This window comes from Acuticoccus kandeliae (assembly GCF_003073115.1).
Genome location: NZ_QBBV01000003.1, coordinates 612,163 through 635,921, shown reverse-complemented (window position 1 = coordinate 635,921; position 23,759 = coordinate 612,163). Strand labels below are relative to the sequence as shown.

Annotated in this window: 24 protein-coding genes; 10 read left to right on the top strand and 14 right to left on the bottom strand. The window is 68.7% G+C overall.

Translation table 11 applies throughout. The features are described 5' to 3' along the window. Positions 1-57 precede the first annotated feature (57 nt). From pheS to pheT, 3 genes are read left to right on the top strand one after another with little or no spacing between them, the layout of a single operon-like run. Positions 58-1,164: a phenylalanine--tRNA ligase subunit alpha gene (pheS, locus tag DBV35_RS22185; protein WP_108662543.1), complete on the top strand. Its 1,107-nt coding sequence runs from the start codon at positions 58-60 to the stop codon at positions 1,162-1,164. Further along, a complete protein-coding gene (locus DBV35_RS22180) occupies positions 1,161-1,748 on the top strand; it encodes a DUF922 domain-containing protein (protein ID WP_108662542.1) in 588 nt (195 codons plus the stop codon). Before pheS ends, DBV35_RS22180 begins: the two co-directional genes overlap by 4 nt. Positions 1,749-1,776: 28 nt before the next feature. Beyond that, on the top strand, positions 1,777-4,188 hold the full coding sequence (gene pheT, locus DBV35_RS22175) for a phenylalanine--tRNA ligase subunit beta (protein ID WP_108662541.1): 2,412 nt from the start codon (positions 1,777-1,779) through the stop codon (positions 4,186-4,188). A gap of 266 nt (positions 4,189-4,454) precedes the next feature. Here pheT and DBV35_RS22170 read toward each other — a convergent pair whose 3' ends face one another. The 3 genes from DBV35_RS22170 to DBV35_RS22160 are packed head-to-tail and all read right to left on the bottom strand — an operon-like array spanning position 4,455 to position 7,508. Beyond that, complete coding sequence (locus DBV35_RS22170; RefSeq protein ID WP_108662540.1) at positions 4,455-5,477, bottom strand: L-idonate 5-dehydrogenase; 1,023 nt, start codon at positions 5,475-5,477, stop codon at positions 4,455-4,457. Between the two features lie 58 nt (positions 5,478-5,535). Next, positions 5,536-6,300 (bottom strand): SDR family oxidoreductase, encoded by a 765-nt coding sequence (locus DBV35_RS22165; RefSeq protein WP_108662539.1) that lies wholly within the window; start codon positions 6,298-6,300, stop codon positions 5,536-5,538. An 8-nt stretch (positions 6,301-6,308) separates the two neighbouring features. Continuing rightward, positions 6,309-7,508, bottom strand: coding sequence for a mandelate racemase/muconate lactonizing enzyme family protein (locus tag DBV35_RS22160; RefSeq protein WP_170135010.1), 1,200 nt, complete (start codon positions 7,506-7,508; stop codon positions 6,309-6,311). Positions 7,509-7,649: 141 nt separating this feature from the next. Here DBV35_RS22160 and DBV35_RS22155 point away from each other — a divergent pair, with 141 nt between their 5' ends. The 4 genes from DBV35_RS22155 to DBV35_RS22140 all read left to right on the top strand — a co-directional run bounded on the left by DBV35_RS22155 (position 7,650) and on the right by DBV35_RS22140 (position 11,514). Beyond that, complete coding sequence (locus DBV35_RS22155; protein WP_108662537.1) at positions 7,650-8,429, top strand: GntR family transcriptional regulator; 780 nt, start codon at positions 7,650-7,652, stop codon at positions 8,427-8,429. 39 nt (positions 8,430-8,468) lie between these two features. Beyond that, positions 8,469-9,491, top strand: a complete 1,023-nt coding sequence (locus DBV35_RS22150; protein WP_108662536.1) for a TRAP transporter substrate-binding protein — start codon at positions 8,469-8,471, stop codon at positions 9,489-9,491. A 113-nt stretch (positions 9,492-9,604) separates the two neighbouring features. Next, complete coding sequence (locus tag DBV35_RS22145; protein WP_108662535.1) at positions 9,605-10,192, top strand: TRAP transporter small permease subunit; 588 nt, start codon at positions 9,605-9,607, stop codon at positions 10,190-10,192. Beyond that, positions 10,189-11,514, top strand: a complete 1,326-nt coding sequence (locus DBV35_RS22140) for a TRAP transporter large permease (RefSeq protein WP_211100026.1) — start codon at positions 10,189-10,191, stop codon at positions 11,512-11,514. The genes DBV35_RS22145 and DBV35_RS22140 overlap by 4 nt, the downstream gene beginning before the upstream one ends. Before the next feature lie 37 nt (positions 11,515-11,551). On the opposite strand, the gene DBV35_RS22135 is transcribed toward DBV35_RS22140, so the two are convergent. Next, complete coding sequence (locus DBV35_RS22135) at positions 11,552-11,989, bottom strand: acyl-CoA thioesterase (RefSeq protein WP_205648797.1); 438 nt, start codon at positions 11,987-11,989, stop codon at positions 11,552-11,554. Positions 11,990-12,155: 166 nt separating this feature from the next. Here DBV35_RS22135 and DBV35_RS22130 point away from each other — a divergent pair, with 166 nt between their 5' ends. After that, positions 12,156-12,446 carry a YggT family protein gene (locus DBV35_RS22130; RefSeq protein WP_108662534.1) on the top strand — a complete coding sequence of 97 codons (291 nt, stop codon included), beginning with the start codon at positions 12,156-12,158 and terminating at the stop codon, positions 12,444-12,446. A 121-nt stretch (positions 12,447-12,567) separates the two neighbouring features. Here DBV35_RS22130 and DBV35_RS22125 read toward each other — a convergent pair whose 3' ends face one another. The 8 genes from DBV35_RS22125 to DBV35_RS22090 form a co-directional block, all read right to left on the bottom strand. After that, positions 12,568-12,753 carry a Trm112 family protein gene (locus DBV35_RS22125; RefSeq protein WP_108662533.1) on the bottom strand — a complete coding sequence of 62 codons (186 nt, stop codon included), beginning with the start codon at positions 12,751-12,753 and terminating at the stop codon, positions 12,568-12,570. Positions 12,754-12,765: 12 nt separating this feature from the next. Then, positions 12,766-13,443: an LON peptidase substrate-binding domain-containing protein gene (locus DBV35_RS22120; RefSeq protein ID WP_108662532.1), complete on the bottom strand. Its 678-nt coding sequence runs from the start codon at positions 13,441-13,443 to the stop codon at positions 12,766-12,768. Between the two features lie 18 nt (positions 13,444-13,461). Continuing rightward, complete coding sequence (gene trxA, locus DBV35_RS22115; RefSeq protein ID WP_108662531.1) at positions 13,462-14,397, bottom strand: thioredoxin; 936 nt, start codon at positions 14,395-14,397, stop codon at positions 13,462-13,464. 203 nt (positions 14,398-14,600) lie between these two features. After that, on the bottom strand, positions 14,601-15,143 hold the full coding sequence (locus tag DBV35_RS22110) for a prolyl-tRNA synthetase associated domain-containing protein (protein WP_108662530.1): 543 nt from the start codon (positions 15,141-15,143) through the stop codon (positions 14,601-14,603). Continuing rightward, positions 15,140-15,937 (bottom strand): FAD binding domain-containing protein, encoded by a 798-nt coding sequence (locus DBV35_RS22105; RefSeq protein ID WP_108662529.1) that lies wholly within the window; start codon positions 15,935-15,937, stop codon positions 15,140-15,142. Before DBV35_RS22105 ends, DBV35_RS22110 begins: the two co-directional genes overlap by 4 nt. 24 nt (positions 15,938-15,961) lie before the next feature. Then, positions 15,962-18,322, bottom strand: a complete 2,361-nt coding sequence (locus DBV35_RS22100) for a xanthine dehydrogenase family protein molybdopterin-binding subunit (protein WP_108662528.1) — start codon at positions 18,320-18,322, stop codon at positions 15,962-15,964. An 89-nt stretch (positions 18,323-18,411) separates the two neighbouring features. Then, positions 18,412-18,897, bottom strand: coding sequence for a (2Fe-2S)-binding protein (locus DBV35_RS22095; RefSeq protein WP_108662527.1), 486 nt, complete (start codon positions 18,895-18,897; stop codon positions 18,412-18,414). Positions 18,898-18,963: 66 nt separating this feature from the next. Then, complete coding sequence (locus DBV35_RS22090) at positions 18,964-19,680, bottom strand: SRPBCC family protein (RefSeq protein WP_108662526.1); 717 nt, start codon at positions 19,678-19,680, stop codon at positions 18,964-18,966. A 140-nt stretch (positions 19,681-19,820) separates the two neighbouring features. Between DBV35_RS22090 and DBV35_RS22085 the strand changes: the two genes are divergently transcribed. Further along, complete coding sequence (locus DBV35_RS22085; RefSeq protein WP_108662525.1) at positions 19,821-20,723, top strand: class I SAM-dependent rRNA methyltransferase; 903 nt, start codon at positions 19,821-19,823, stop codon at positions 20,721-20,723. Next, positions 20,723-21,523: a TrmH family RNA methyltransferase gene (locus DBV35_RS22080; protein ID WP_245944028.1), complete on the top strand. Its 801-nt coding sequence runs from the start codon at positions 20,723-20,725 to the stop codon at positions 21,521-21,523. Before DBV35_RS22085 ends, DBV35_RS22080 begins: the two co-directional genes overlap by 1 nt. A 238-nt stretch (positions 21,524-21,761) precedes the next feature. Here the strand turns inward: DBV35_RS22080 and gshB are convergent, their stop codons facing one another. Beyond that, on the bottom strand, positions 21,762-22,691 hold the full coding sequence (gene gshB / locus DBV35_RS22075) for a glutathione synthase (RefSeq protein WP_108662523.1): 930 nt from the start codon (positions 22,689-22,691) through the stop codon (positions 21,762-21,764). Positions 22,692-22,877: 186 nt separating this feature from the next. Continuing rightward, positions 22,878-23,753 carry a 16S rRNA (cytidine(1402)-2'-O)-methyltransferase gene (gene rsmI / locus DBV35_RS22070; RefSeq protein WP_245944027.1) on the bottom strand — a complete coding sequence of 292 codons (876 nt, stop codon included), beginning with the start codon at positions 23,751-23,753 and terminating at the stop codon, positions 22,878-22,880. Positions 23,754-23,759 lie beyond the last annotated feature (6 nt).

The window sequence follows — 23,759 nt, the reverse complement described above, 5'->3', positions numbered from 1 at the left end:
TATCTTCTCTAGGAAGCACGGTTTGATAGAGTCTCACCGAAGTTAGGACCGAGTGACATGGACGTGGCGCCGACGGAGCTGCCGAGCGATTTGGCTCAACTCGAGGCGGAAATCTCCGCCGCTGTCGAGAGCGCGGCCGACGAGGCGGCGCTGGAGAGCGTGCGCATCGCGGCGCTCGGCAAGAAGGGGTCCGTCTCGGAGCGGATGAAGACGCTCGGCGCGATGAGCCCGGACGAGCGGCGCACCATGGGTCCGGCGCTGAACGGGCTGAAGACCCGCGTCACCGACGCGATCGCCGCCCGCCGCGAGACGCTCTCGGCCGAGGCCCTCACCCGCCAGCTCGCCCGCGAGAGCGTCGACGTCACGCTCGAGCCGCAGCCGGCCGACATCGTCGCCGGCCGCGTCCACCCGATCAGCCAGGTGATGGACGAGCTCGTCGCGATCTTCGCCGATCTCGGCTTCACGATCGCCGAAGGGCCGGACATCGAGACCGACGATCTCAACTTCACCAAGCTGAACTTCCCTGAGGGGCACCCCGCGCGGGACATGCACGACACGTTCTTCCTGCCCGAGCGGGCGGACGGGACGCGTCGCCTCCTGCGCACGCACACCTCGCCGGTGCAGATCCGCACCATGCTGAAGCAGAAGCCGCCGATCCGCATCATCGCGCCCGGCCGCACCTATCGCTGCGATTCCGACCAGACGCACACCCCGATGTTCCACCAGGTGGAGGGCCTCGTCATCGACGAGAGCGCGCACATCGGCCACCTCAAGTGGGTGCTGACGGAGTTCTGCAAGGCCTTCTTCGAGGTGGAGGACGCGTCGATGCGCTTCCGCCCCTCCTACTTCCCGTTCACCGAGCCCTCCTACGAGGTCGACATCCGCTGCAAACGGTCCGCCGACGGGATCGAGCTCGGCACCGGGGACGACTGGCTGGAAATCCTCGGCTCGGGGATGGTCCACCCGAACGTCCTGCGCAATTGCGGCATCGACCCGGACAAGTATCAGGGCTTTGCCTGGGGCATGGGCATCGATCGCATCGCCATGCTGAAATACGGAATGCCCGATCTCCGGGCCTTCTTCGAAGCGGACGTGCGCTGGCTGACGCACTACGGCTTTCAGCCGCTCGACCGACCATCGCTCGCAGGGGGTCTCAGTAGGTGATCACACGCCTCGTCGCGGCTATCCTTCTTCTCGCCCTCTCGGGCTGCATGTCGACGCCGCCGACGGATGTCAGCGTGCGCACCTACAAGGTCAGCGGCACGTCGCTGTCCACGCTGGAGCGCTCGCTGTCGATCCACGGGCCGGCGGTGCCTGGCCTCCACGGCCGGGCCTTTGCCGCGGTGGAGACCACCTTCCTGCACAATTTCGAGCCCACCAAGTACGGCACGCAGTGCCGCTACTCACGCAACGGCCGCGTTGGCCTCCGTTCCGAGGTGATCCTGCCCGAGTGGCGCCAGCGCGACGCGGCCTCGCCCGAGCTGAAGGCGAAGTGGGACATCATCAGCCAGTACGCCGTGATCCACGAGGCCGGTCACATCAAGATCAGCCAGAAATATGCGCGCCAGCTCGAGGCCGCTTACAAACGGGCTTCCGCTCCCACATGTGAGGAGCTGGATGCTCAAATGACCAAACTCATCGAGCCGATCGCCGCGGCCCATGTGGCCGAGCAGACGGAATTTGACGCGACGGACGCGCCGCGCTTTCAACGCTATCTGCGCCAGTACGGCTACTCGATCGGCAGCTGAAGAACATTCGGAAGTCTAAAGTCTCGTCATGAAGTTCACACTGTCCTGGCTGAAGGACCACCTCGCGACCGACGCGTCGCTCGAGGCGATCGTCGATCGCCTCACCGCCATCGGCCTCGAGGTCGAAGGGGTGGAGAACCCCGCGGCCGCGCTCGCGCCGTTCCGCATCGCCCGCGTCACGTCGGCCGTGCAGCACCCGAACGCCGACCGGCTGCGGGTCCTGACGGTCGATCCCGGCGACGGCTCGGCCCTCCAGGTCGTCTGCGGCGCGCCGAACGCGCGCGAGGGGCTCGTCGGCGTCTTCGCGGCCCCCGGCAGCCACATCCCCGGCACCGGCATCGACCTCGCGGTCGGCTCGATCCGCGGCGTCGAGAGCCACGGCATGATGCTGTCGGAGCGCGAGATGGGCCTCTCCGAGGACCATGACGGCATCGTCGACCTGCCCGCCGACGCCCCCGTCGGCACGCCCTACGTCGAGTGGGCCGAAATCAACGATCCGGTGATCGAGATCGGCCTCACCCCGAACCGGGCCGACTGTCTCGGCGTGCGCGGCATCGCGCGCGACCTCGCCGCGGCCGGGCTCGGCACGCTGAAGCCGGCCCCCGCGATCGCGATCGCCGCGGCGCCCGAGGTCGCGACCCCCGAAGTCACGCTCGACCTTCCCGACCCGGCGCTCTGCCCCGCCTTCGCCCTCTGCCTCATCGAGGGGGTCGAGAACGGCCCCTCGCCGGAGTGGCTGAAGAAGCGGCTGAACGCGATCGGGCTCCGCCCCATCAACCGCCTCGTCGACGTCACCAACTACCTCACCTACGACGTCGACCGCCCGCTCCACGTCTTCGACGCCGACAGCGTGAAGGGCCGCCTCACCGTGCGCGCCGCAAAGGCGGGCGAGACCGTCGAGGCGCTCGACGGGCGCACCTACACGCTCGACCCGTCTGTGGTGGTCATCGCCGACGATAACGGCGTCGAGTCGCTCGCCGGCGTGATGGGCGGCGAGGCCTCCGGCTCCAGCGAGACGACGACGCGCGTCCTCGTGGAATCGGCGCTCTGGGACCCCTACAACATCGCGCGCACCGGCCGCGCGCTCGGCCTCAATTCCGACGCCCGCCACCGCTTCGAGCGCGGTGTCGACCCGGCCTTCACCGTGCCGGGCCTGGAAGCGGCGGTCGCGATGATCCTCGAATTGTGCGGCGGCAAGGCCGGGCCGATCACCCTCGCCGGGGCGATCCCGGACGGCACGCGCACGATCGAATTCCCCCCGTCCGAGATCAAGCGCCTCTCCGGCCTCGACGTCGCGCCGGATAAGGCCGCGGAAGTGCTCGAGACGCTCGGCTTCACCGTCGATGCCGGCACCGCCCCCTGGTCGGTGACGACGCCGACCTGGCGCGCCGATGTCGAGGGCAAGGCCGACCTCGTGGAAGAGGTCGTGCGCATCGTCGGCATCGACGATGTCGCGCCGACGCCGATGCCCCGCCTCGAGGCGGTCGCCCCGCGCGTTCTCACGACCCTCCAGAGCCGCGTGTCGACGACGCGCCGGGCCCTTGCCTCTCGCGGTATGGTGGAGGCCGTCACCTGGTCCTTTGTCGGCCATGACGACGCCACGGCCTTCGGCGGCGGCGGCGAGGCGCTGCGTCTTGCGAACCCCATCGCCGAGGCGCTGTCCGACATGCGGCCGAGCCTCCTGCCGGGCCTCGTGCGCGCCGTCACGCGCAACGTCAATCGCGGCCACCCGGACCTCGCCCTCTTCGAGGTCGGCCAGGTCTTCGCCGGCGACGAGCCCGGCGACCAGACGACGTCGGCCGCGGGTGTGCGCCAGGGCCGCGCCCGTCCGGGCGAGACCGGTCGCCACTGGTCGCACGGCGGCGAGGCGGCTGGCGTGTTCGACGCCAAGGCCGACATCCTCGCGGCGCTGGCCGCGATCGGCGGCCCCGCCGACAAGGCCGACATCACCCGCGACGCCCCGGCCCACTATCACCCCGGCCGCTCCGGCACGCTGCGGCTCGGCCCGAAGGTGCTCGGCCATTTCGGCGAGCTCCACCCGGCCCTCCTCGCCGCGATGGACGCGCCCGAGCGCCTCGTCGCCTTCGAGCTGACGCTGGAGGCCGTGCCCGAGCCGCGCCGCAAGGCGACGAAGAAGCCCGCCTTCACCGCGTCCGACCTGATGCCGGTGCGCCGCGACTTCGCCTTCCTCGTCGCCGACGAGATTGACGCGCGCGCGATCACCCGCGCCGCCAAGGGCGCGCGCAAGGACCTCGTGACCGACGCCACCGTCTTCGACGTCTATCGCGGCCAGGGCGTGCCTGAGGGTCAGAAGTCAGTCGCGGTCGAGATCACGCTCCAGCCGATGGAGCGCACGCTGACCGACGAGGAGATCGACGCCGTCTCCGCCGCCGTCGTCGCCGCCGTCACGAAAGCGACCGGCGCCACCCTGCGCGGCTGACAAAAAAGCGGCCCGCGCCCAACGCGCGAGCCGCCGAACCTCCCAGCCCCGCCGCCGGCACCCTCTTCCTTCCCCCCTTCCTTTGGAGAGACGAAGGCCCGACCTTCCTCCGGAGCCGACTGTTTCCGCGCGCGCCCGGCAAGGTTCGAGGGTCAACCCCGAAGAGCGAAGCGTGGGTTGAGGCTCGAACCTTGCCGGGCGATGCTGGTGCGTCGGCGGGAGCGGCCCGGCACGGCCCCATCGGGCCGCGCCGCCCGCACACCCCGTCAGGCCGCGAGGTCGAGCTGCACCTTCATCGACCGTGCCTTGTCGCTCGCGAGGTCGAAGGCGGCGACCGCGTCGGCGAGCGGCCGCGTCGCGGTGACGAGCGGGGTGAGGTCCACGCGCTTGCCGGAGAGGAGCCCGGCCGCGAGGGCGAACTCGCCGTCGAAGCGGAAGGAGCCCCGCACCTCGATCTCGCGCGCGACGACGCGGCTCGTCGGCATCGACGGGTTGCCGCCATTGCCGACCACGATGATGATCCCGCCCGGGCCCACGAGGTCGAAGGCGGTCTCCATCGCCGGGGCCGCGCCCGAGCAGTCGAACGCGATGTCGAAGGAATCGCGCAGCGCCGCGATCGCGTCCGCGTCCTTGGCGTCGACCGTGATGTCGGCGCCGATGGTGCGCGCGATGGCGAGCGGCGGCTCCGCGATGTCGGTCATCGTGATCTCGCGCGCCCCGGCGAGCTTCGCCGCGATCGCGACGAGGCAGCCGATCGGCCCCGCCCCCGAGATCAGCACCTTCGCGCCGAGAAGCGAGGGCGCGCGGTTCACCGCGTGGAGGGCGACGGAGAAGGGCTCGATCATCGCCGCCTGGGCGAGGTCGCACGCGACGGGCACGGCGAGCGCGGCCGGCACGACGACCTCTTCGCGGAAGAGGCCCTGGACGTGGGGGAAGCGCATCGCGCTGCCGTTGAAGATCACCTCCGGGCAGAGGTTGGCACGCCCGCTCGTGCAATAGCGGCAGCGCCGGCAGGGGCGCGAGGGGTTCACCGCGACCGGCTGCCCGATCTCGAGCCCCTTGACCCCGTCCCCGAGGGCGGCGATCTCGCCGGAGACCTCATGGCCGAGGATCATCGGCTCCTTGATCCGCACGGTGCCGAAGCCGCCATGAAGGTAGTAGTGGAGGTCGGAGCCGCAGATGCCGCCGACCTTCAGGCGGACGGCGACCTCGCCGGGGCCGGGCGCGGCGGGCGCGTCGATATCGGCGATCCGGAGATCCTTTGCGGCGTGGGCGATGATGGCACGCATGGTTCGTTTCCTTTCGGCGCCGGCCGAGAGCGGCCGGCGCGACGCGACGGGTGCCCGCTCAGAGCACCGAGATCATACCGCCGTCGACGTAGATGATCTGACCGTTCACATAATCCGATGCGGGGGCGGCGAGGAAGACGGCCGCGCCCACGAGCTCTTCCGGGCGGCCCCAGCGGCGCTGCGGCGTGCGGCCCTTCACCCAGGCGTCGAAGGTGGGGTTGGCGATCAGCGCCTCGTTCATGTCGGTGATCATGTAGCCCGGCCCGATGGCATTCGCCTGGATGCCGAGCTCGCCCCACTCGGCGGCCATGCCCTTCGTCAGCATCTTGATGCCGCCCTTGGCGACCGTATAGGGCGTCACCGTCGCGCGGGCGAGCTCGGAGGTGAGCGAGCCGATATTGATCACCTTGCCCGACCCGCGCGCGATCATGCGCCTGGCCGCCTCGCGCCCGATCACGAACGCGCTCGTGAGGTTGGTCTCGATCACGCGGCGCCAGTTCTCGGTCGAAAGCTCGACCATCGGCTGGCGGTGCTGGATGCCGGCATTGTTGACGAGGATGTCGACGTCGACCCCGGTCGCGTCGAGCGTCTCGAAGGCCGCGACCACCGCCGCCTCGTCGCACACGTCGAAGGGCGCGGTGTGGACGGTGAAGCCGCGCGCCTTGAGATCGGCCGCCGCATCCGCGAGGCGCGCCTCGTTGACCCCGTTCAGCACCAGCGCGGCCCCCGCCTCGGCAAGGCCGACGGCGATCGCATGGCCGAGCCCGCGCGAGGAGCCGGTGACGAGGGCGGTCTTGCCCGTCAGGTCGAAAAGCTTGCTCATTCTCTCCCTCAAGCTTCTGATTTTCGCACGATGAGATCCGAGCGCTCGAACACGGCGGGCAGCAGCTCGACGCCGAGGCCCGGTCCCTCCATCGGATAGACGTAGCCGCCCTCGATCTTCGGGACCACCGTCACGAGCTCTGTGTACCAGCCGCGATAGAAGGCGCGGACGGATTCCTGGATCAGCGTGTTCGGCTGGCTGAAGGAGGCGTGGATCGCGGCGGCAAAGCCGACCGGGCCGATGCAGTCGTGCGGCGCGAAGGGACGGTGCCAAGTTTCGGCGAGCGAGGCGATCTTGCGCGCCTCGGTGAGGCCGCCCGACCAGCAGATATCGACCATCGCGACCGAAAGGGCGTCGTGGTCGAGCATGTCCTTGTAGGGCCAGCGGCTGCCGAGCGTCTCGGAGGCGCACACCCACACGTCGGTGGAGCGGGCATACTCGCCGAGCGCCTGGGGCGAGTTCATCTTGATGGGGTCCTCGTACCACATCGGCTTGTACTGCTCGAGCTCGCGGGCGATCACCTTGGCGGCCGGCAGGTTCCAGAGCGAGTGGAACTCGACCATGATGTCGATCTTGTCGCCGACGGCCTTGCGGATCTTCTCGAACGGCTCGACGCCCTTCTTCATCTGGGCGGCGGTGATGAAGAGGCCCTGGTTCTCGTGGGCGATCGGGTCGAACGGCCAGATCTTCATCGCCGTGATGCCGTTCGCGAGGAGATCCTCGGCGAGGGCGTCGGCCCGGTTCATGAAGCCGTCGAGGTCCTCGTAGCGGCCCTCGGGCTTGTCGAGGCTCCAATTCTCGACCGGCTTGATGTTGTTGGAGCGCACATAGCCGGTGCCGGCGCACGTGTTGTAGACGCGCAGCTTGTCGCGGCAGAGGCCGCCCATCATCTGGTGCACCGGCTGGTCGCACACCTTGCCGAACACGTCCCACAGCGCGATGTCGATCGCGGAGGCGGCGCGATATTCGACGCCGGTGGAGGACTGCGCCATCGGCAGCGCCACCATCTCGCGCGAGTGCGCCTCGATGTGGAGCGGGTTCTTGCCGAGGAGGCGCTGGGCGAGCGTGTCGTGGATGTGCGCCTCGACGGCGCCCGCTCCGTAGAAGGTCTCGCCGAGCCCGACGATCCCGGCGTCGGTGTGAACGCGCACCCACAGGACGTTCGCGAACTCCTTGGTGCGCAGCGTCTCGATGGCGGTAATCTTCACGGTTCCTGCCTTCTTTTCTGGTTCTGCCATGCCGCTCAACCTGGGGAGCGGCCATCTCGCTACTGTGAAATATCACGGTATGTCTTGACGCGCAGCTGATATTTTGATGAGTGCTCCGGTCAAAATTAAAAGGGACATCGGGTGGATCCAAACGTCTTCGATCTCGACTGGCGGCTCGGCGGGCGAAAGCCCAGCCTTTCTGAGCTCGCCTATGAGCGGATCGAGGAGCTGTTCATCTCTACCCAGCTCGCCCCCGGTTCCTTCGTGCGCATGGCCGACCTCCAGTCGATGGTCGGCGTCGGCCGCACCCCCGTCCATCAGGCCGTCCGGCGCCTCGCCACCGAGACGCTGCTCGAGATCCGCCCGCGCGACGGGCTGACGGTCACGCCGATCGACCTCACGCGCGAGCGCCGCCTCACGGACCTGCGCCAGGCGCTCGAAGGGTTCGTGATGGAGGAGGCGGCGCGCAACCTCTCCTCCAACCACCGGGCCGGGCTCCTGCACCTGCGCCGTTCGCTCGTCTCGCTGGGGGACGACGCGACGCTCGCCACATTCAACCTCTTCGACCGCTCCTTCGACCGGCTGATGATCGCCGCCGCGCGCGAGCCGTTCCTGGAGCAGAGCCTGCGCCCGCTGCACGCCTTCGCGCGCCGGGTCGGCCACGTTCACCTCACCCATTTCTCCGGCGCCGGCGGTCTCGCGACCACGATCGAGCGCCATCTGAGGATCCTCGACGCGGTCGTCGCCGGCGACGCCGAAAAGGCGAAGGCGGCCACCGACGAGGTCATCCAGCTGTCCCGCATGTTCATCGACGATCTGTCCGCCTCGGTCGATCCGACGATGCTCGACTCACGGCTGTCGCGTCTGCCCACGGGCGGAACGGCGCAACCTGACCAGTTTGGGCCCGGTCTGCGCAGCTAGGCGCGCCGCCCACAATTTCCGCAACCCGGGAGGAATAGAATGTCTCTCAAATGGACCATTCGCGCGGCGGGCATCGCCCTCGCCGGCGTCATCGCCACCGGCGCCTCGGCGCAGGAATACAGCTTCCGCTTCCAGTCCTCGGATCCGGCCGGCAACCCGAACTTCGAGTACCAGAAGGGCTGGACCGACCTCGTCGCCGAGCGTTCCGGCGGCAAGGTGAAGATCGAGCTCCTGCCGGTCGGCTCCGTCGTCGAGTACAACGAGACGCTCGACGCCGTCGCCGCCGGCATCCTCGACGGCCAGATCTGCGACTCGTCCTACTGGGCGGGCAAGGACCCGGCCTTCGGCCTCATCGCCAACCCGGTCGGCGCCTGGTCGGACCCCGCCCAGATGATCGACTTCGTCGAGAATGGCGGCGGCAAGGAGCTCATGAACGAGCTTCTCGGCTCCTACGGCCTCCACTTCATCGGCGTGTCGACGCCGGGCCTCGAGGCGTTCGTCTCGCGCGTCCCGCTCGACGGCGTCGATGACCTCAAGGGCGTGAAGGTGCGCTCGCCGGAAGGCCCGATCGCCAACGTGTTCGCCGCCGCCGGCGCCGCGCCGGTGAACCTGCCGGCCTCGGAAGTCTACACCTCGATCGACAAGGGCGTCGTCGACGCGGCCGACTATTCGGTGTTCTCGGTCAACCAGCAGCAGGGCCTCAACAAGGTCGCCCCGCACCCGGTCTATCCGGGCTTCCACTCGCTCCCCCTCGTCGAGGTCTCGATGAACAAGGCGAAGTGGGACGCGCTGCCGGACGACGTCAAGACGATGCTCGAAGAGACGGTGAAGGAGTTCCAGCAGACCCAGACCAACGGCCTGCACGAGCGTGACCTCGCCGCCGTCGCCGAGGCCGAGGCCGATCCCGACATCACCGTCCACAACTGGTCCGACGAGGAGCGCGCCAAGTTCCGCGCCATCGCCGTCGCCGAGTGGGAGCGCATCGCGCAGGGCTCGCCGATGGCCCAGAAGGTGTTCGACACCCTCACGGCCTACCTCAAGGAAAAGGGCCTGATGCAGTAAGTCTGCACCGAAGGCGGCCGCTCACACGGCCGCCTTTTTTCCCGGCCAAGATGCGGGATCGCTGCCCGCGGCCGGCGCGCCATCCCTCCCACTGGTCGGCAAGTTGAGATGATATGACCCAACCCACGGATTCGCGTGAATCGATTGACCTGGCGGCCACGAGCGAAGGGACGGGCACGACGATCCCCGAGGCCGGCATCATGGGCCGGATCGTCGAGAATTGCGGCTACCTCTTCGCCGCCGGCATCGTCATCGCCGCGGGCATCCTCCTCACCGAGGTGTTCCTGCGCTACGTGCTGAACAGCCCGACCATCTGGGCGCACGAGACGACCGTCTTCCTCTGCGGCATCTCGTTCATCTTCGGCGGCCTCTACTGCACCTGCCGCAACAGCCACATCCGCGTCGTGATCCTCTATGACCACTATCCGCCCGCGCTGCGGCGCGTGATGGACGTGATCATCTCGCTGGTCAGCGCGGTCGCGAGCCTCTTCTTCGCCTACGCAGCCTGGCACATGGTCCAGCGCGCGATCTTCGCCCCCTCCGGTGAGATCCGCCTCGAGACGACGGGCAGCGCCTGGAGCCCGCCGACACCGGCGCTCATCAAGGTCTTCATCCTCGTCGTGATGGTGCTCCTCGCCATCCAGTTCCTCATTCTCGCCGTGAACTATGCCCGCGGCAGCAAGCGCGGTGTGTCCCGGTGAGCGACATTCTCCACCTCGGTATAAACCTCCAGGAGCTCGGCATCGGCTGGGGCACCATCGTCATGTTCGCCATGATGGTCGCCCTGCTCCTCACCGGCATGCCGCTCGCCTTCGTCACGCTCCTCGTGGCGCTGATCTTCGCCCTCGGCTGGTTCGGGCCGATGTCGATCCCCCTCATCACGAGCCGGGTCTACTCGTTCGTCTCGAACTTCGTGTTCGTGTCGGTGCCGATGTTCGTGCTGATGGCGGCGATCCTCGACCGCTCCGGCATCGCGCGCGACCTCTTCGACGCGATGAAGCTCTTCGCCGGGCGCGTGCGCGGCGGCGTCGCGGTGCAGACCATCTTCGTCGCCGTCATCCTCGCGGCGATGAGCGGCATCATCGGCGGCGAGATCGTGCTCCTCGGCCTCATCGCGCTGCCGCAGATGCTGCGCCTCGGCTATGACCGCAACCTCGCCATCGGCGTGGTGTGCGCGGGCGGCTCGCTCGGCACGATGGTCCCGCCCTCGATCGTCCTGATCATCTACGGCCTCACCGCCAACGTCTCGATCGGCGAGCTGTTCTCGGCCGCCTTCATCCCCGGCTTCATGCTGGCGATGTTCTACGTCCTCTACATCCTCGCCCGCGCCTACCTCACGCCGCACGTCGTGCCGCCGGTCGACCCGACGCCGATCCCGTCCGCGGAGAAGCTGCGCCTCCTCAAGGGCCTCTTCCTGCCGATCCTCGTCGTCTTCTTCGTGCTCGGCTCGATCTATGGCGGCATCGCCTCGGTGACGGAGGCCTCGGCCATCGGCGTCGGCGGCGTCATCCTGTCGACGATCCTGCGCGGCGAGTTCACCTTCCGCCTGTTGCGCGACTCCGCGCTCCAGACGCTCGCCACCGTCGGCATGATCGTGTGGATCGGCATCGGCGCGACGGCGATCGTCGGCGTCTACAACCTCATGGGCGGCGTCAATTTCATCTCGCAGATGATCACCGGCGTGTCGGACAACCCGACCGTGATCGTCCTCCTGATGATGGCGATCCTGTTCTTCCTCGGCGCCTTCCTCGACTGGGTCGGCATCGCGCTGCTGACGATGCCGATCTTCGTGCCGATCATCAAATCGCTCGGCATGGACCCGGTCTGGTTCGGCGTCCTCTTCTGCATGAACATGCAGGTATCGTTCCTGTCGCCGCCCTTCGGCCCGGCGGCCTTCTACCTGAAGAGCGTGACGCCCGACATTCCGCTCGGCGTCATCTTCCGCGCCCTCCTGCCGTTCATCGCGCTGCAGGTGCTCGCGGTCGGCCTCCTGCTCTTCTTCCCCGGCATCACCGGGCGCTGATCGACGGCGCGGCGCTCCGGCGCCGCGCTCCCCCCGCTCAGTCGGCTGTGACGGAGATCGTCGTCAGCGCCGCGCGCAGAGCCTCCGACAGCGGCGTCGGCCGCCGGCTCTCCCGGTCCACGAAGACATGGACGAAGTGGCCCTCGGAGATGGCCTCCTCTTCATCGTTGCGGAACAGCGCGACCTCGTAGCGGACCGACGACGTGCCGATCCGCGCGACGCAGATGCCCGCCGTCACGACGTCCGGGAAGGCGATGGGGTCGAAGTAGCGGCACCCCGTCTCGACGACGAGGCCGATCTGCCGCCCCGCGCGGACATCGAGCACACCCTGTTCGATGAGCCAGCCGGTCAACGCCGTGTCGAAGAGCGCGTAGTGGACGACATTGTTCACGTGCCCGTAGACATCGTTGTCCATCCAGCGGGTGGGGATCGTGCGGAAGGCGCGATAGTCCTCCCGTGTCGACCGTTCCGTCATGGGTCCTCTCGCCTTCGCCTCGACGGCCCGCGCGCGGGCCGATCCTCAGTCTGCGGTGCGGCCGGGATTGCGCCGGGCTCCGCTTCCAAGCGGTCCTGTTGTCGCGATTGCTTGCGAGCGCGCCGCCCCATCGCTAGTTAGCTAGGGGACAATACAAAGGCGACCCATGGCCTCGATACTCGACCTCATTCTGACCGTCATCAATCTCTACACGTGGATCGTGATCGCATCGGCCGTGTTCTCCTGGCTCTACGCGTTCAACATCGTGAACCCGCGCAACCAGTTCATCGCGATGGTGGGGTCCACCCTGTACAAGCTGACGGAGCCCGTCCTGCGCCCGATCCGCAGCGTCCTGCCGGACCTTGGCGGGCTGGACCTGTCCCCGATCGTGCTGCTGCTCGGCCTGTTCTTCCTGCAGCGCATCATCGTCAACAACTACCTCGCGCTGGTCTCCTGACGCCTTTTGTCTGGCGAGCACGCCGGTTCATCCCGCCATGTTTCCATGACGGGATGACGCGCGCTCAAACGAAAACGGCCGCCTCGGGGGCGGCCGTGATCGCGTTTGCGGGATGGAGCGTTCAGCCCTCGATCTGGCGGGCCTCGTCCGGGATCATGATGGGGATGCCGTCCCGGATCGGGTAGGCGAGCTTCGCCTCGTCCGAGATCAGCTCGTTGTTCGCCGCATCATAGCGCAGCGTCGATTTCGTCACCGGGCAGACCAGGAGCTCCAGGAGCTTGGGGTCCACCTTGCGGTCTTCGGCCATGGCCGTCGTCTCCTAATTCAAGATCGGCTTGTCGCTCGCCTGGCGGGCGAGCTCGATTTCGGTGATCGCGACCAGCGTCTCCGCGCGCGAGGCGAGGTCCGGCGCCTCGAGCAGAGCCTGCTTCTCCGCCGGCCCGTACGGGCTCATCATCGCGAGCGTGTTCACCAGCGCCTCGTTGGAGGCCGTGCGCACGCTCTTCCAGTCGGCCTCGAGATCGTTCGCGTCAAGATAGCTCTGGAACGCGCGGATCAGCGCGTCCCGGTCGACGGCCCCCTCCTCGGCGCGCACCGTGAGGTCGCTCTCGAAGCGGTCCGCCGAGATCCGGCACTGCCGGTAGGGCGTGCTGCGCGTCACCTCTTCCAAAATCCGGAAACGGCACACGCCGCCGAGCTGGATGAGATAGCGCCCGTCCCCCGTCTCCTGCACCGAGATGATCCGGCCGAGAGCGCCGACATCGCACAAAGGCGGGTTGTCGTCGCTCTCGTCCGCGCCCTCGCCGAAGCGGGGCTGCACCATCCCGATCACCCGGTCCCCCGCCAGCGCATCGTCGATCATCGCCAGATAGCGCGGCTCGAAGATGTTCAGCGGCAGGTGCGCGCGCGGGAGGAGAAGCGCGCCCGACAAGGGGAAGACGGGCACGATGGACGGAAGATCCGAAAGGCTGTCGTAGGCCGCATTGCCGATCCGCATGTCCGTCCTCCTGATCGATCAGGCAAACAGCACGGATGCCATCTTGCGCCGGCCCGCGAGCGTCGCGGGATCGGCCGGGCCCCATGCATCGAAGAAGTTGATCAGCTCCTTCTGCGCCGCGCCTTCGTTCCATTCACGGTCGCGGCGGATGATCTCGATGAGCTGCTCGACGGCGGCCTTGCGGTCGCCTTCCGCGGCGAGCGCGACGGCATAGTCGAAGCGCGCCTGGAAGTCGGTCGGGTCGGCGGCGACGGCGGCCTCGAACTTGGCGGCCTCGCCGAGCGTCGCGCCCTGCTCCGCGAGGCGGATCGCCGCCTCGAGCGCCAGGATCGGCGCCTCCTTCTTCATCGCCTCGGGCAGCGAGCCGAACATCTGCTTGGCGCCCTCGAGATTGCCGGCCTCGATGCTCACCATGCCGAGCCCGGCGACGGCGGCGACATTCTCCTCGTCGCGGCGCAGCGCCTCGGCGTAGAGCATCATCGCCTTCTCGTGCTCACCGGCGGTGCGGGCGGCCTCGGCCTCGGAGAGAAGCTCGCTGATCCCGTCGGTCGCGGGACCGGCCACGCGCTCCAGGAAGGTGCGGATCTGCTGCTCGGTCTGTGCGCCGATGAAGCCGTCCATCGGCTGGCCCTGGCTGAACGCGATGACGGCCGGGATCGAGCGGATGCCGAGCTGGCCCGCGATCTCGGGATGGTCGTCGATGTTCATCTTCACGAGCTGGACGGCGCCGGAGAACGCCTTCACCGCCTTCTCGAGGATCGGGGCAAGCTGCTTGCAGGGGCCGCACCACGGCGCCCAGAAGTCCACCAGGACCACCGCATTGCGCGAGGCCTCCAGAACGTCCCGCGCAAAGGTCTGCGTCGTGGTCTCCACCACGTCGCCCGTGCCGCCGCGCGGCGCTGTGTTCGGGGTCGCCGAAATCGCCTGTCCCCCGGGCCCCAGAAGGGTGCTCATAGGTGCTCTCTGCTCGTCTCTTGGCTCATGCTGCAGGCATGAGATGTGCCATAGGTAGGGGCATCGCCTTCAACGCGGCAATTGCCTGTCCGCAAGGCGGCGTTGGCGCCGACCATAACATGGCCGGCCCCGAGCGCCATCTCTTGCGGCGTTTCGACTAAAGTGGTCAGCGCAAGGCCAGATTTCGAGACCCGCCCGCAGCCTCATTCCGCCGCGTCGGGCTCCGGGAGCGCGACGATCTGCGGCGCATGGCCGATATGGTCGAGAAAGGCGAAGAAGCCGTCCGCCGACACGCTCGTCGTCGCCGTGTTGCGCAGCGGGTGGACGTTGACGATCTGTGCATCGCGCAGCGCCGTGTCGACCACGCAGCTCACCGCTCCCTCGACGTCGTTGATGAGGGCGAGCGGCGTCACCGAGCCCGGCGTCACGCCGAGATAGCGCGCCATCGCGTCGGCGGAGGCGAAGCTGAGGCGCCCCTTCGCGCCGATGAAGCCGTGGAGGCGCTTGAGGTCGACCGGCTTCTCCTCCGGCGCGACGACGAGGAACATCGTCCCCTTCTTGTCCTTCAGGAAGAGGTTCTTGATGTGAAGGCCCGCGATCGTGCCGCGCAGTTCGCGCGCGGAATCGACGGTGAAGGCCGCTTCGTGCTCCACCGTCTCCGGAACGATCCCCAGCGAATCGAAGGCTTCGGCCAATCGGTCGAAGCCCCTCGGTGCGTCGAAGCCCTGCGCGTCGGCTTCGCTCATCCGGCCTTCGCGACGGCGCGGGCGGCGAGGACCGGGATGAGGTGCGCGCGATATTCGGCCGAGCCGTGGATGTCGGCGAGCATCGTCTCGGGGTCGATCTTCACCCCGCGCACCGCGTCCGGCGACCAGTTCGAGGCGAGCGCCGCCTCCATCTCCGGCACGCGGAAGACGCCCTCGTTGCCCGACCCCGTCACCGCGACGCGCGGCCCGTCCGCGAGCAGCGCCACGAACACCGAGCACAGCGAGTAGCGCGAGGCCGGGTTGCGGAACTTCTCGTAGCCGGCCTTCCGCGGGATCTTGTAGGCGATTTTGGTGATGATCTCGTCATCCTCCAGCGCCGTCTCGAAGATGCCGACGAAATAATCCGCCGCCGCGTGCTCGCCCTTCGAGGTCATGATGGTCGCGTCGAGCGCCAGCGCCGCCGCCGGATAGTCCGCCGCCGGGTCGTTGTTCGCGAGAACGCCGCCCATCGTGCCCATGTTGCGCACGGCCGGATCGCCGATCGTGCCGGCGAGATAGGCGAGCGACGGGATCGCCGCGGCGATCTCCTTGGAGGCCGCCACCGCCGCGTGCGTCGTCGCCGCGCCGATCACCACGCGGTCGCCCTCGACGCTGATCCCCTGAAGCTCGGGGATCTTCGTCACGTCGATGACGTCGCTCGGCGCCGCGAGGCGCTGCTTCATCGTCGCGAGCAGGGTCTGCCCGCCGCCGAGGAACTTCCCGTCCTCCGCAGCGCCGAGCTTCGCGACCGCATCCTCGAGGCTCGTCGCCTTCGCATAATTCGTTGCGTACATGTCCCCGTCTCTCCTGTCCGGCGCCTACTCGGCCGCCATCGGCATGCGCAGCGCCTGAGCCGCCCGCCACACCTTCTCCGGGCTCGCCGGCATGGTCATCGCTTCCGTCTGCAACGCGTCCGTCACCGCGTTGATCACCGCCGCCGGCGCGCCGATCGCGCCCGCCTCGCCGCAGCCCTTCACACCGAGCGGGTTGTTGGGGTTCGCCGTCTCGATATGGTCGAGCGAGAAGGACGGCAGGTCGTCCGCCCGCGGCATGCAATAGTCCATGTACGAGCCGGTCAGGAGCTGGCCGCCCTCGTCATAATAGGCGCCCTCATAGAGGGCCTGGCCGATGCCCTGGGCGAGACCGCCATGGACCTGCCCCTCGACGACGTTCGGGTTCACGATCACGCCGAAATCGTCGACCGCCACGAACTGAATCACGTGGGTGATGCCCGTGTCGGGGTCGATCTCCACCTCGCAGATGAAGCAGCCGGCCGGGAAGGTGAAGTTCGCCGGGTCGTAGAAGGCCTTCTCGGTGAGGCCCGGCTCGATGCCGTCCGGCAGGTTGTGCGCGGTGTAGGCGGCGAGCGTCATCTCGTGCCAGGCGAGCTTGCGGTCGGTGCCGGCGACCTTCAGTTCGCCATTCTCGATCACGATGTCGGACGGATCGGCTTCCATCAGGTGGCCGGCGATGACCTTCGCCTTCGATTCCACCTTCTCGAGCGCCTTCGCGATCGCGCCCATGCCGACCGGGCCGGAGCGCGAGCCGTAGGAGCCCATGCCGAACTGGATCTTGTCGGTGTCGCCGTGGATGATCGCGACGTTCGCGACCGGCACGCCGAGCCGGTCGGCGACCACCTGGGCGAAGGTCGTCTCGTGGCCCTGGCCGTGGCTGTGCGAGCCGGTGAGGATCTCGATCGTGCCGACCGGGTTCACCCGCACCTCAGCCGATTCCCACTGGCCGACGCCGCCGCCGAGCTGGCCGACGGCCTTCGACGGGGCGAGGCCGCAGGCCTCGATATAGCAGGAATAGCCGAGCCCGCGCAGCTTGCCGCGCCGCTCCGCCTCGGCGCGGCGCGCCGGGAAGCCGGCGACGTCGGCATGGGCGAGGCCCTTCTCCACCAGCGCGTCGAAGTCCGTCGGGTCGTAGGCCATCAGGACGGGCGTCTGGTAGGGGAAGGACCGGATGAAATTCTTCCGCCGCAGCTCGATCGGGTCGAGCCCGAGCTGGCGCGCCGCCGCCTCGACGAGGCGCTCCACGACGAAGGTCGCCTCCGGCCGCCCGGCGCCGCGATAGGCGTCGACCGGGGTCGTGTGCGAGTAGACGAGCTTCACGTTGCAGTAGATGTTCGGCGTCGTGTACTGGCCCGACAGAAGCGTCGCGTAGAGATAGGTCGGGGTCGCCGAGGAGAAGAGGCTCATATAGGCCCCGATATTGGCGATCGTCTCGACCTTGAGGCCGGTGAACTTGTAGTCGGCGTCGAGGGCGAGCTTCGCCTTCGTCTTGTGGTCGCGCCCGTGCGCGTCGGTGAGGAAGCTCTCCGAGCGGTCCGCCACCCACTTCACCGGCCGCCCCAGCGCCTTCGCGGCGAAGAGGCAGGTGATCTCCTCGGGATAGATGTAGATCTTGGAGCCGAAGCCGCCGCCGACGTCCGGCGCGATCACGCGCAGCTTGTGCTCGGGGGCGATGTTGTAGAAGGCCGACAGGACGAGGCGCGCGACGTGCGGGTTCTGGCTCGTCGTGTTCAGCGTGTAGTGCTCGTCCGCCGCGTCATAGCTCGCGACGGCGGCGCGCGGCTCGATCGCGTTCGGCACGAGGCGGTTCTGCTCGAGGTCGAGCTCGATGACGTGCGCGGCCGAGGCGAAGGCGGCGTCGGTCGCCGTCTCGTCGCCGAGCTGCCAGTCGCAGATCATGTTGCCGGGCGCCTCGGGGTGGACCTCGACGGCGCCCGCATCGAGCGCGGTGTGGAAGTTGGTGAGGGCGGGTAGCTCCTCATAGTCGACGACGACGGCCTCGGCCGCGTCGACCGCCTGGGACCGCGTCTCGGCGACGACGAGCGCCACCGGCTGGCCCACATGGCGCACGACGCCGGGGTCCATGACCTTCCACGGCGCGGCCTTCATGGCGCTGCCGTCCTTGGAATAGATCATCCAGCCGCAGATGATGTTGCCGACCGCCCCGTCGATGAGGTCCTGCCCCGTGACGATGCCGACGACGCCGGGCATCGCCGCGGCGGCGGACGTGTCGAGCCCGACGATCTTGGCGTGCGCGTGGGGCGAGCGGACGAAGACGCCGTGCGTCATGTCGCGCTCTGCGATGTCGTCGGTGTAGCGCCCCTTGCCGGTGATGAAGCGCTGGTCCTCTTTCCGAAGGACGCGCGCGCCGATGCCCTCTGCCATCTCTTCCCCCAAGACCCTTCAGCTGTTGATCGCTGCGTTGTTGGTCGTCTGCCGTGCGGGGCGCCGCCCGGGCGGGCGGCGCGCCCTGCCTATTCCGCGGCCATTGCGGGCGCGTCCATCTCCTCCGAGGCCGCTTTGATGGCCTTCACGATGTTGTGGTAGCCGGTGCAGCGGCAGATATTGCCCTCGAGCTCCTTGCGGATCGTCTCCTCGTCGAGCGCGCCGTGGCGCTCCACGATGTCGACCGCCATCATGATCATCCCCGGCGTGCAGAAGCCGCACTGGAGGCCATGATGGGTGCGGAAGGCCTCCTGCATCGGGTGCAGCGTGCCGCCTTGCGCGAGCCCCTCGATCGTCGTCACCGACGCGCCGGACACCTGCGCGGCGAGCACCGTGCAGCTCTTCACCGCGTGCCCGTCGACATGCACCGTGCACGCCCCGCACTGCGACGTGTCGCAGCCGACATGCGTGCCGGTGAGCCCCAGATGCTCGCGCAGAAACGTCACGAGCAGCGTGCGGTCTTCCACCTCGCGCGAAACCTCGCGCCCGTTCACGGTGAGCTTGACCTCGCTCATGCCCTCTCTCTCCCCCTGCCCCACGGCTCCGGAAACCGATCCCGGATGCCTCTGGACTTATTCCAGTTATTGCAACGCTATCAGAACCAGGATCACCGCCGCAAACGCCAAAATTCCCCAGAACCAGGGGCCGCCCCAGGCGCGCTTCGCGGCCTCCTGCTCGAGGATCTCCTCGACGCGGTCCTCCATGCGGGGCGAGGCGATCGCCGTCTCTTCCCCGGCGAGCTCCAGCTCGTAGGTGCCTTCCTCGACGATGGACGGCTCGATCCGGCCGCCAACCTCGTCCTCGTCCGCCGACGCGTCGCTCTCCTCGACGGGGGTCTCGGCCGCCGGCGCCGGCGCGCCGCCGCCCAGCTTCTCCGAGAGGGTCGAGAAGAAGTCCGCCGCGTACTTCTTGGCGGTGGTGTCGACGAGGCGCGAGCCGAGCTGGGCGAGCTTGCCGCCGATCTTGGCGTTCGCATTGTAGGTGAGGATCGTGTCGTTGCCGTCCTCGGTCAGGATGACTTCGGCCGAGCCCTTGGCGAAGCCGGCGACGCCGCCCTTCCCCTCGCCGGTCAGCGTGTAGCGCTCCGGTGCAACGGGATCGACGATTTCGACATTCGCCTCGAAGGTCGCCTTGACGGGGCCGACCTTCGCCTGGACGGTGGCTTCCATCTGATGGTCGTTGAGTTTCTCGAGCCGCTGGCAGCCCTTGATGCAATCCTTCAGGATCTCGGGATCGTGCAGCGCTTCCCACACCACGCTCCGCGGCGCGGGAATTCGATGTTCGCCGCTCAGCTCCATGGTCCGGCCTCCAACGGGGCTGTCCTCGCTCTGGCCGCAATCCTGCGACCAACGTCTCTCACAGCGGCCCCTGCGCTGCGCGACACTCTGATATCAAAAACTCGAATAAACGAAATCAACGGGCGAGCATATTGAACGCTATGGAGAGGATAGGCGCGGCGACGGCGGGCTCAAGCCACGCGCTGACGGTGCTGGTCGCGAGCCCCGCCGGCTACCGCCTCATCGATTCGGGCGACGGCCAGAAGCTCGAACAATATGGCGAGATCCGTCTCGTGCGCCCCGAACCGCAGGCGATGTGGCGCCCCACCGACCCCGCCGCCTGGGAGAGCGCCGACGCGCGCTTCGAGGGTACGGACGAGGATGACGGGCCCGGCCGCTGGTCCGCCAAGCCCGACGACTGGACCGTCGATTGCGGCCCCGCGAAGATGATTTGCCGCATCACCAGCAACCGCCATGTCGGACTTTTCCCCGAGCAGCAGCCCCATTGGGACGCCGCCCGGCGCGCCGTCGAAGGGGTCGAGGGGGCGGAGCGGCCGCAGATCCTCAACCTCTTCGGCTATACGGGCGCGGCCTCGCTGATCCTCGCCGCCGCCGGCGCCGAGGTCACCCATGTCGACGCCTCCAAGAAGGCGATCGCCTGGGCGCGCGAGAACCAGACCGCCTCCGGGCTCGACGACCACGCGATCCGCTGGATCTGCGACGACGCCTCCAAGTTCGTCGCGCGCGAGGTGCGGCGCGGGCGGCGCTATCAGGGCATCCTGCTCGACCCGCCGAAATTCGGCCGCGGTCCCAAGAACGAGGTCTGGAACCTCTTCGAGGACCTGCCGCCGATCCTGTCCGACATCGCCGAGCTCGTCGCCGACGACGCCCTCTTCGTCATCCTGACGGCCTACGCGATCCGCGCCTCGGCCCTCTCCTTCGGACGCCTCCTCGAAGAGTCGCTCGCCGGCAAGGGCGGCACGGTCACGGCCGGCGAGCTCGCCCTCGAGGAGGCCTCGGGCCGGCTCCTCCCCACCTCCATGTTCGCGACGTGGCGGCCATGATGCGCGCGGTCGGATCGGTCAAGCACGTCACGAGCACCGCCAACCCGATCATCAAGGCGGCGCGGGCGCTCCACCAGCGCAAGGCGCGCGCCGAGAGCGGGCTCTTCCTCGCCGAGGGGCACAAGCTGATCCTCGACGCGCTCGAGGTCGGCTGGAAGCCGGAGATGATCATCGCGCTCGAGCCGGACGGCGACACCCCCGTCGCCCAGCTCGCCGCCAAGGTGCGCGCGATGGGCGGCGACGTGATCTTCACCAACGCGGCGGTGATGGAGAAGCTCGCCCGGCGCGACAACCCGCAGACGGTGATGGGCGTCTTCGAGCAGCACCTCGCCCCGCTCGACACGATGCGCGCCGGCACGATCGTCGCCCTCGAGGGGCCGCGCGATCCCGGCAATGTCGGCACCATCATCCGCACCGCGGACGCCGTGGGGGCGTCGGGAATCGTCCTCATCGGCAACGCGGCCGATCCGTTCGGGGTGGAGGCGGTGCGCGCCACGATGGGCTCGCTCTTCCACATGCCGATCGCGAAGACGGACATGGCGGGCTTCGAGGCCTTCCTCGACCGCTGGCCGGGCGCGGTGATCGGCACCCACCTTGGCGGTGCGACGGACATCCGGTCGCTGAAACCCCGCGAGCCGCAGATCCTCCTGATGGGGACCGAGCAGTCGGGCCTCACCGACGCGCTCGCCGGACGCTGCACCGACCTCGTGAAGATCCCGATGGCGGGCAAGGCCGACAGCTTCAACCTCGCCATCGCGACGGCGATCGCCCTCTACGAGATCCGCCGGCCCTTCCTCTGAACCCGCGCGGGCGGCGCGGCCCGATGGGGCCGTGCCGGGCCGCTCCCGCCGACGCACCAGCATCGCCCGGCAAGGTTCGAGCCTCAACCCGCGCTGACGCTCTTCGGGGTTGACCCTCGAACCTTGCCGGGCGAGCGCGGAATCAGTCGGCTCCGGAGGAAGGTCGGACCCTCGTCTCTCCAAAGGAAGGGGGAAGGAAGAGAGTGCCGGCGGTGAGGGCGTGTGCCTTTGGCGAGGGTTAGAGCTTGTCTTCGACCGTGTCCCAGAACATCGCGGCGATGTTCGGGCCGCCGAGGCGCTCGACGGCGCGGATGCCCGTCGGCGAGGTGACGTTGATCTCGGTCAGCATCCCGTCGATCACGTCGAGACCGGAGAAGACGAGGCCGACCTCCTTGAGGCGCGGGCCGACGCGCTCGCAGATCTCGCGCTCGCGCGGCGTGAGCTCGGTCTCGTTCGCCGCGCCGCCGCGCACCATGTTGGAGCGGATCTCGCCCGCGGGCGGCACGCGGTTCACCGCGCCCGCGAACTCGCCGTCGATCAGGATGATGCGCTTGTCGCCCTCGGTGACGCGCGGCAGGAAGCGCTGCACGACATAGGGCTCGCGGAAGGTCGCCTCGAAGAAGTCGAGGAGCGAGTTCACGTTCGGGTCGTCCTCGGTGAGCTTGAAGACCGCGGCGCCGCCATTGCCGTAGAGCGGCTTCACGACGATCGTGCCGAACTCCTTGCGGAATTCCTTGATCATCGCCCGGTCGCGCGTGATCAGCGTGTCGGGCATCAGGTCGGCGAACTCGATCACGAAGAGCTTCTCGGGCGCATTGCGCACCCCGGCCGGGTCGTTGACGACGAGGCAGCCGGCCTGCTCCAGGAGGTGGGTCGAGGTGACGTAGGCCATGTCGAAGGGCGGGTCCTGGCGCAGGAGCACCACGTCCATGTCCTTCAACGAGACGGTCGACTTCTCGCCGAGCGTCGCGTGGTTGCCGAGCTGGTCGCGCACCTGCAGCGGCTCGACGACGGAGAACACCTCCCCGTTGCGCATCGACAGCCGCTCCGGCGTGGTGTGGAACAGTTCGTGTCCCCGGCGCGCCGCTTCGAGCAGCAGCGCGAACGTGGAATCGCCGGCGATGTTGATGCCCCCGATGGGGTCCATCTGGACGACGACCTTGGCCATAGAGCTTCTCCCGTTGCCGCCCACACATGCGTCCCGCCACGCACGAAGGCAAGCGGCGCGATCGACCGGCTGCCCCGAGCGGAGCGCTTGGAGCGCGTCGTCCCGTCATGGAATCATGGCGGGATGAACCAGCGTGCTCTTCAGACAAAACGGAAGTCCGGCGTTTCCGTCGGGAAATGACGGGCTTTAGCCCTTCAGCTCCAGCGCGCGGCGATAGAGGTCGCGCCGGTTGAGGCCGGTCGCCTTGGCGACGTCCGCGGCCGCGGCGCTTGCCGGGAGGCGGGCGAGCGCGGCCGCGAGGAGCGCGTCGACCTCGCCCTCGTCCATCGCCGCCGCGCGGCCCGGCGGGCCGACGAGGATGACGATCTCGCCCTTCACCTCCCCTTGCGCGAACTGGGCGGCGAGCGCGTCGAGCGTGCCGCGCTCCACCGTCTCGAAGCGCTTCGTCAGTTCGCGCGCGACGGCGCCATGGCGCGCGCCGAGCTCGGCGGCGAGATCGGCAAGGGTTTCGCCGAGCCGATGCGGGGCCTCGAAGAAGACGAGGGTCGCGGGGACGGCGGCGAGCTCGCCGATGCGGGTGCGGCGCGCACCTTGTTTGGGCGGCAGGAAGCCAGCGAAGAGGAAGGCGTCGGTCGGCAGGCCCGACACGGAAAGGGCCGCGACCGGGGCGGACGGCCCCGGCACGACGTGCACCGCGTGGCCGGCATCGCGCGCCTCGCCGACGAGGCGGTAGCCGGGGTCGGAGATCAGCGGCGTGCCGGCGTCGCTGACGAGGGCGACGGACCCGCCCGCCTCGAGCCGGGCGAGGATCTTCGGCCGCTGCGCGGCCGCGCCATGCTCGTCATAGCGCAGGAGATGCGCCTCGATCTCGAAATGGGCGAGGAGGCGGCCGGTGTGGCGCGTGTCCTCGGCCGCGACCGCGTCGACGCCCGCCAGCGTGCGCAGCGCGCGCAGCGTGATATCGCCGAGATTGCCGATCGGCGTCGCGACGATGTGGAGGCCCGGCGCCGCCGCGGGAGCGGTGAAGCGCGCCCCCTCCACGACAAAGGTTCGTTCGGGCACGTTCAC

Bases quoted from the DNA above. Each gene is read 5' to 3' on its own strand.
- DBV35_RS22080 (WP_245944028.1), top strand. From the start codon at position 20,723: ATGCGCGCGGTCGGATCGGTCAAGCACGTCACGAGCACCGCCAACCCG.
- DBV35_RS22165 (WP_108662539.1), bottom strand. From the start codon at position 6,300: ATGAGCAAGCTTTTCGACCTGACGGGCAAGACCGCCCTCGTCACCGGC.
- DBV35_RS22100 (WP_108662528.1), bottom strand. From the start codon at position 18,322: ATGGCAGAGGGCATCGGCGCGCGCGTCCTTCGGAAAGAGGACCAGCGC.
- DBV35_RS22110 (WP_108662530.1), bottom strand. From the start codon at position 15,143: ATGAGCGAAGCCGACGCGCAGGGCTTCGACGCACCGAGGGGCTTCGAC.
- DBV35_RS22130 (WP_108662534.1), top strand. From the start codon at position 12,156: ATGGCCTCGATACTCGACCTCATTCTGACCGTCATCAATCTCTACACG.
- trxA (WP_108662531.1), bottom strand. From the start codon at position 14,397: ATGAGCACCCTTCTGGGGCCCGGGGGACAGGCGATTTCGGCGACCCCG.
- pheT (WP_108662541.1), top strand. From the start codon at position 1,777: ATGAAGTTCACACTGTCCTGGCTGAAGGACCACCTCGCGACCGACGCG.
- DBV35_RS22090 (WP_108662526.1), bottom strand. From the start codon at position 19,680: ATGGAGCTGAGCGGCGAACATCGAATTCCCGCGCCGCGGAGCGTGGTG.
- pheS (WP_108662543.1), top strand. From the start codon at position 58: ATGGACGTGGCGCCGACGGAGCTGCCGAGCGATTTGGCTCAACTCGAG.
- DBV35_RS22120 (WP_108662532.1), bottom strand. From the start codon at position 13,443: ATGCGGATCGGCAATGCGGCCTACGACAGCCTTTCGGATCTTCCGTCC.
- DBV35_RS22105 (WP_108662529.1), bottom strand. From the start codon at position 15,937: ATGTACGCAACGAATTATGCGAAGGCGACGAGCCTCGAGGATGCGGTC.
- DBV35_RS22085 (WP_108662525.1), top strand. From the start codon at position 19,821: ATGGAGAGGATAGGCGCGGCGACGGCGGGCTCAAGCCACGCGCTGACG.
- DBV35_RS22095 (WP_108662527.1), bottom strand. From the start codon at position 18,897: ATGAGCGAGGTCAAGCTCACCGTGAACGGGCGCGAGGTTTCGCGCGAG.
- DBV35_RS22170 (WP_108662540.1), bottom strand. From the start codon at position 5,477: ATGCGTGCCATCATCGCCCACGCCGCAAAGGATCTCCGGATCGCCGAT.
- DBV35_RS22150 (WP_108662536.1), top strand. From the start codon at position 8,469: ATGTCTCTCAAATGGACCATTCGCGCGGCGGGCATCGCCCTCGCCGGC.
- DBV35_RS22135 (WP_205648797.1), bottom strand. From the start codon at position 11,989: ATGACGGAACGGTCGACACGGGAGGACTATCGCGCCTTCCGCACGATC.
- DBV35_RS22145 (WP_108662535.1), top strand. From the start codon at position 9,605: ATGACCCAACCCACGGATTCGCGTGAATCGATTGACCTGGCGGCCACG.
- gshB (WP_108662523.1), bottom strand. From the start codon at position 22,691: ATGGCCAAGGTCGTCGTCCAGATGGACCCCATCGGGGGCATCAACATC.
- DBV35_RS22125 (WP_108662533.1), bottom strand. From the start codon at position 12,753: ATGGCCGAAGACCGCAAGGTGGACCCCAAGCTCCTGGAGCTCCTGGTC.